This is a genomic window from Mesorhizobium sp. Arg314, from assembly GCF_053714275.1.
This window is the reverse complement of sequence record NZ_JBSKBP010000176.1, coordinates 1-1,153: the sequence shown is the minus strand read 5'-3', so window position 1 is coordinate 1,153 and position 1,153 is coordinate 1. Positions and strand designations below refer to the sequence as shown.

The following is a 1,153-nucleotide window of genomic DNA, read 5'->3' as shown; positions in this document are numbered from 1 at the left end:
AGCTTGCCGTTTTCGTCGCGAGCGCCGGAGCCGACGGCGATGATCTCGCCTTCCTGCGGCTTCTCCTTCGCCGTATCCGGGATGATGATCCCGCCGGCGGTCTTGGATTCGGATTCAACCCGGCGAACGACCACGCGGTCATGAAGCGGGCGGAACTTCGACTTTGCCATTTTGGATTTCCCTGGTGATTGTGAACGGTTCCCCGTTGCCGGAGCGCGATTAGCACTCACCTAGGCAGAGTGCTAACAAGGGGGGTGGATAGGCCCTTGGCGATTGCAAGTCAAGGCGCGAAGCACCGGCGGAAACTGAGCCGAAGCGAGGTGAGGTGAGGGCCTATATCGTTCTTCTGGGAACAGGAGTATGGGCTCATTTCTTGCATGCCCCCCGCCTACAATCTCGTGCGGTTGCCGAAGCTGCTGGCGATGCCGACATGATCGCACCTGCCGGCTGTCAACTGATCGGCCGCTGGCGGATCATCGAAGCTGACCTGTAGGATCGCGGGTATCTCGACCTCGGCGGACCCGCCACGATTGGGGCCGACAACCACGGTGAGATCGCCTTTGGCACCCTGCAAGCCGGCCTCGATCTCAAATATGGCCCTCAATGGTCTTCTTCACATGGGCCGGGCTTCATGAGATGGACGAAGTCACCGGCGACGGCTCTGCAGAATTGCTCAATCGACAACTGACGCAGCTGCCCGCAACCGATGTCAATCACCTGCAGAGAGCGCCGTTCCAGCTCTATTTCGACGCTCCACCGCGGGGTGCGCGTCAGCTTATGGTCAGCTAGGCTGCCTATCCTTGTCGGCAGGAGTGAGCGCCCGAGGTCGCGACGACGCAACTTCGCCGAAAGGATAGCCAATAAGATGCATAATCGAATCACGGGCCCCTCCGGCCAGACCACAAGCGGCGTGATGACCCCCAAGAATGACAACAGCGGTCAGGAGATGTGGGATCACCTGCGGAGACTGACGGGCCTCACGCCGCCGCTCCCCGGCCCGATGGACATGGATAGCACGATCGGATTGTCGGTGGACGACCACTTTCCGGCGTCTGACCTGGACGTGGACGGGGGGGCGTATCCGCAAGCCCGTGAGGATTTGTCAGTGCAGGCGTTTGGGGAGCAGGAGCATGTTTCGCGGCCGGCCACGCCG

4 protein-coding genes are annotated in these 1,153 nt (G+C 61.3%); 2 read left to right on the top strand and 2 right to left on the bottom strand.

The genetic code is table 11. The features are described 5' to 3' along the window. Window positions 1–170 (bottom strand): co-chaperone GroES (locus ACWGS9_RS34920; protein ID WP_454507976.1); only part of this gene is annotated, 170 nt, incomplete at its 3' end. A gap of 218 nt (window positions 171–388) precedes the next feature. Beyond that, window positions 389–604 carry a hypothetical protein gene (locus ACWGS9_RS34915; RefSeq protein ID WP_454509443.1) on the bottom strand — a complete coding sequence of 72 codons (216 nt, stop codon included), beginning with the start codon at window positions 602–604 and terminating at the stop codon, window positions 389–391. Window positions 605–636: 32 nt separating this feature from the next. On the opposite strand from ACWGS9_RS34915, the gene ACWGS9_RS34910 reads away from it, so the two are divergent. Next, window positions 637–789 (top strand): hypothetical protein, encoded by a 153-nt coding sequence (locus ACWGS9_RS34910; protein ID WP_454509442.1) that lies wholly within the window; start codon window positions 637–639, stop codon window positions 787–789. A gap of 76 nt (window positions 790–865) precedes the next feature. After that, window positions 866–1,153 (top strand): hypothetical protein (locus tag ACWGS9_RS34905; RefSeq protein WP_454509441.1); only part of this gene is annotated, 288 nt, incomplete at its 3' end.